This window comes from Citrobacter sp. Marseille-Q5395, from assembly GCF_947057495.1.
Classification (GTDB): Bacteria; Pseudomonadota; Gammaproteobacteria; order Enterobacterales; family Enterobacteriaceae; genus Citrobacter; species Citrobacter murliniae.
Genome location: NZ_CAMSEL010000055.1, coordinates 1 through 3,805 on the forward strand (window position 1 = coordinate 1; position 3,805 = coordinate 3,805).

Annotated in this window: 7 protein-coding genes; 5 read left to right on the plus strand and 2 right to left on the minus strand. The window is 44.9% G+C overall.

The genetic code is table 11. The features are described from left to right. Positions 1-188 precede the first annotated feature (188 nt). Entirely contained in the window at positions 189-395 is a 207-nt protein-coding gene (locus OH663_RS25780) for a Cro/CI family transcriptional regulator (RefSeq protein WP_053389150.1), read from the minus strand. Between the two features lie 100 nt (positions 396-495). On the opposite strand from OH663_RS25780, the gene OH663_RS25785 reads away from it, so the two are divergent. The 3 genes from OH663_RS25785 to OH663_RS25795 all read left to right on the plus strand — a co-directional run bounded on the left by OH663_RS25785 (position 496) and on the right by OH663_RS25795 (position 2,565). Further along, positions 496-1,209, plus strand: coding sequence for a LexA family protein (locus OH663_RS25785; protein ID WP_161623293.1), 714 nt, complete (start codon positions 496-498; stop codon positions 1,207-1,209). Positions 1,210-1,229: 20 nt separating this feature from the next. Beyond that, a complete protein-coding gene (locus tag OH663_RS25790; RefSeq protein WP_263525934.1) occupies positions 1,230-2,096 on the plus strand; it encodes a DUF7946 domain-containing protein in 867 nt (288 codons plus the stop codon). An 88-nt stretch (positions 2,097-2,184) separates the two neighbouring features. Further along, on the plus strand, positions 2,185-2,565 hold the full coding sequence (locus tag OH663_RS25795) for a hypothetical protein (protein WP_263525935.1): 381 nt from the start codon (positions 2,185-2,187) through the stop codon (positions 2,563-2,565). A 33-nt stretch (positions 2,566-2,598) separates the two neighbouring features. Here the strand turns inward: OH663_RS25795 and OH663_RS25800 are convergent, their stop codons facing one another. Beyond that, positions 2,599-2,823, minus strand: a complete 225-nt coding sequence (locus tag OH663_RS25800) for a hypothetical protein (RefSeq protein WP_263525936.1) — start codon at positions 2,821-2,823, stop codon at positions 2,599-2,601. Positions 2,824-3,154: 331 nt separating this feature from the next. Here OH663_RS25800 and OH663_RS25805 point away from each other — a divergent pair, with 331 nt between their 5' ends. After that, complete coding sequence (locus OH663_RS25805) at positions 3,155-3,478, plus strand: antitermination protein N (RefSeq protein ID WP_263525937.1); 324 nt, start codon at positions 3,155-3,157, stop codon at positions 3,476-3,478. 38 nt (positions 3,479-3,516) lie between these two features. After that, complete coding sequence (locus tag OH663_RS25810; protein ID WP_263525938.1) at positions 3,517-3,681, plus strand: hypothetical protein; 165 nt, start codon at positions 3,517-3,519, stop codon at positions 3,679-3,681. The last annotated feature ends 124 nt before the right edge of the window (positions 3,682-3,805 follow it).

Here is a 3,805-nt window from a genome sequence, read left to right on the forward strand (position 1 = left end):
CGGTTAAGCAACCAGGACTCAATGCGACGGGCATTGACCTTGTTGCGGTTAATTGAGTTTTCCATTTGTTAATTTCCTAGAGTGTTGAAATAGTTAAATAGGCCAATGCGCAGACACGCATAGCCATAAGACTTGTTGTTTTGAATCGCCCTTTTTCAGGGCTTAGATGTGATAAGAGCGGGTGTTACTTAGGCTGCGTTATTGTCGCGGCGAATGCTGGGAAACGGTTTTAATTCTTCAGCAGAAACAGAGCCATCTGCATGCACGATTACCGTGATATCTCGCTTGGCTGTTAACGCTTTGAAAATAGCGCTCTGATAAACCCCAAGGTCTTGAGCAGCTTTGGTTTGACCGAATCGTTGTGCGTATTCATTAAGTTTTATGCGCTGTTCCATACGACCTCCTTAGTGCATGGATTGATTATCACCGCTGGAGGTAATTATGTCAACACATGCGGTGTTAGTAAATTATCCCCTACGGTGTTAAATTTCTACTATGAGCATAAAAAAGAAACCATTAACAACAGAGCAACTTGAAGACGCTAGACGTCTGAAGGCGATTTATGAGAGTAAAAAATCTACGTTGAAGCTCTCACAGGAATCCATAGCCGACGCTTTAAGCGTCGGGCAGTCGGCTATTGCCGCACTCCTTAATGGTGTAAATGCGCTTAATGCTAGTAATGCAGCCGCACTAGCAAGAGTATTACAAGTTAATGTTGGCGAGTTCAGTCCTTCTATCGCCAGAGAGATAGAAGAAATGTACAAGTCTGTATCCACTGATTTAGTGGTTAGCAATGACTATGACTACCCGGTCTTCTCGCATGTGCAAGCAGGTATGTTCTCACCTGAATTTCGCACATTCACCGAACGAGATGCAGAGAGATGGGTAAGCACAACAAAGAAAGCCAGCGACAATGCATTCTGGCTTGAGGTTGAAGGTCACTCCATGACGGCTCCAGCTGGTTCAAAGCCTAGCTTCCCTGAAGGAATGCTAATTCTTGTAGATCCAGAGGAACCGGTTGACCCTGGTGATTTCTGTATCGCCAGATTAGGTGGTGATGAATTCACATTCAAGAAACTGATCAAGGACAGCGGGCAGATATTTCTCCAGCCATTGAACCCTCAATTCCCTATGATGCCGTGTAATGAACACTGTAGGGTTGTTGGTAAGGTTGTTGCGTCACAGTGGCCTGAAGAGACGTTTGGGTGATTATTTTTTAAGGACTGGCGATGGAAAACACTGGCTTACAAGATGTTAATTTCTCTCTCCGATATGATGGACTGGACGCTGAAAAGCATGAGATTGATCTTTATTGTTTAGGTGAATCCATAAAAGGATTCTCAAAAATTCTCGCAACAGCAGGAACGTTTGCTTTAACGCAAAAATACTCCCGCAACACCTCCAGTCAAGAGGTAAAGATATACGCGAAAGAGGCCCGAGCAAATTGCTTTACGCTCGACACGGTTATGAATTTTATCAGCCAGTCTCAATTGTTCTCGGGATCTGCGGGGGCTATACTTGGGGCATTGGTCCCCTATATCTTCGCAAAGAATGCGCAGAAGAAAGAGGAAATGAAGTACCTTAAAGAAGCGCTTGAGAAGGCTATTGAAGCCCTCGGAAACAAAGATAAAGACACCATCGAAGGCTTGATCTCAGTGATTGATAAGATGGCAGGAGAACTGCGCCCGTCAGTCAGGCAGGCGGTCTCACCCATAGGGAATACATGCAATAAAATCAGCGTCACATCAGGGGGTGGTTACAAACCTGCTGTTATTGATGAGGAAGATAAAGCCATCATTGACCAACTTGACGATGATGAAGTGATAGGGCTAAGAGAGTATCGAATTTATCTGACTGAGTTTGATGCGCATAAAATGACTGCCAAAGTCATTATTGAAGGCGATGAATCTGATAAGAGGGTTTCTGCTCAAATAAGTGACCCTTCTGCATCAAAATCCGATAATCCTTATCTAATATCCCTAAGCCGATATCTGTCCTCGGGATTAAGTAATGAATCCATTGTCAAAGTGACCGCGAAGGCATCAGTTAGGAAGGGCGCTATATTCAAACTTTTTATCGTGGATATTGAGACATAAATTAAACCGGCCGCCGAGACGGGTTTTTATTTGACCAGACTATTCATGGTGTTAAGATGATTCCGATTGCAATCAATGGATATACATAATGAAAAAAATAGCTCTGGCAGTGGCATTAGCTGTAACCCTAACAGGGTGCGCATCTTCTGGAAATCAGAAACTTAAAAGCGAAACGGAAACAAGCGTTCAGTCTAAAATTCAGGAAGGTAAAACCACCAAGGCTGAAGTGAAAACCTTGTTTGGTTCTCCTGATGCAGTCTCTTATACCGACGGTGGCAATGAGATTTGGAAGTACTCATTTGCCAAAGTAAAAGTAAATGGCACCTCATTCATTCCTTTCTATGGATTGTTCCATAACGGGACAAACGGCACTAAGAAAGAACTAACCATTCTGTTTAAAGATAATACTGTACAGAAATACACAATGGCGGAATCGGCGATAAACACGAAATCTGGTTGGGCCGACTAACAGCATTTTTGCCCGGCAAATAACGCCGGGTTTTTACTGTCCTTTCCTCACGAACTCCGCAGCATCCCTCAACAATCCCTTGTGAATGACATTACCTACCGCCTTCCTCTTGGCCTCCAGACTATCCACAATCGCATCCTGACTAATTACTATCCCTCCGATAATCAACTCAACAACCGCTCCGCCAATCTCGCCAGCGATGAACGCTGCGCGATCTTCCAATAGTTCATCCCGCCCCATACCCATTCCTAAACCCATAGCAACGCCCTCATTGATGTTTTTATGAGCATATCACTACAAGTGAAAAAATAAATACACACAAATATCAGCCACTTAATCATTAGCGGTAATATTTTATCTCTTGCGGTGTTGACTTAATTACCACTTGCGGTGATTATTGTATCCATCAGCAGGACGCACTACTCACCAGGACGGTGAAGCTCTTAAAAATCTGGCGCTGAAAAAGCGCAGCATTCAAAGCAGAAGGCTTTGGGATGTGGCAAGCGAGAAATGGTAAACGTGAAGAAGCCATGACTTGTGCGGCTGGTTACCGACCACATCACCAAAGCTAACTGACAGGAGATCCACAATGGATGCACAAGCACGCCGCCGCGAACGCCGCGCAGAGAAACAGGCCGAATGGAAAGCTGCAAATCCCCTGTTAGTTGGGGTGAGCGCCAAGCCGAATAACCGCCCTGTTCTGTCGTTGTCTCGAAAGCCTAAATCACGCGTAGAAAGCGCTCTGAACCCGATTGATTTAACGGTGCTGGCTGAGTATCGGGAAGAGATGGAAAAACGCGCTGAAGCTGTTGAGCGCAAGAGTCATCGCACCTGGTACAAAGATGCGAACCCGTTCGGAAACAAAATCCATGCGGTGCAGAAATCACGCGGTAAATCAACGCCACTGATTTAATCGGTTACGGTGCGTTAATTAACTTATGAGGTGAGGCAATGGAAGGTAATCGATTTCGATGTACCGGTCAGTGGAATGACGAAGAGTTCGATCGGATTATTGAAGCAGAAGATGAAGGCGATGCGCGTGACCACTGGATGTACTGGGAGTGGATAGCTGGAGCAACGTTGAAAAATCTGGAAATCAAACAGGCTGCCAAATAGGCGGCCTTTTTATTAGCTCACGATACAAACAGAGGGTAAGACGATGGAAGAACAGGCTAACAAGATTCTTGTTGAGCTTTTGCAGAAAGCGGTTGCCGGGATTGATGCCGCAGTATCATTTAGT

Bases quoted from the DNA above. Each gene is read 5' to 3' on its own strand.
- OH663_RS25780 (WP_053389150.1), bottom strand. From the start codon at position 395: ATGGAACAGCGCATAAAACTTAATGAATACGCACAACGATTCGGTCAA.
- OH663_RS25785 (WP_161623293.1), top strand. From the start codon at position 496: ATGAGCATAAAAAAGAAACCATTAACAACAGAGCAACTTGAAGACGCT.
- OH663_RS25790 (WP_263525934.1), top strand. From the start codon at position 1,230: ATGGAAAACACTGGCTTACAAGATGTTAATTTCTCTCTCCGATATGAT.
- OH663_RS25795 (WP_263525935.1), top strand. From the start codon at position 2,185: ATGAAAAAAATAGCTCTGGCAGTGGCATTAGCTGTAACCCTAACAGGG.
- OH663_RS25800 (WP_263525936.1), bottom strand. From the start codon at position 2,823: ATGGGTTTAGGAATGGGTATGGGGCGGGATGAACTATTGGAAGATCGC.
- OH663_RS25805 (WP_263525937.1), top strand. From the start codon at position 3,155: ATGGATGCACAAGCACGCCGCCGCGAACGCCGCGCAGAGAAACAGGCC.
- OH663_RS25810 (WP_263525938.1), top strand. From the start codon at position 3,517: ATGGAAGGTAATCGATTTCGATGTACCGGTCAGTGGAATGACGAAGAG.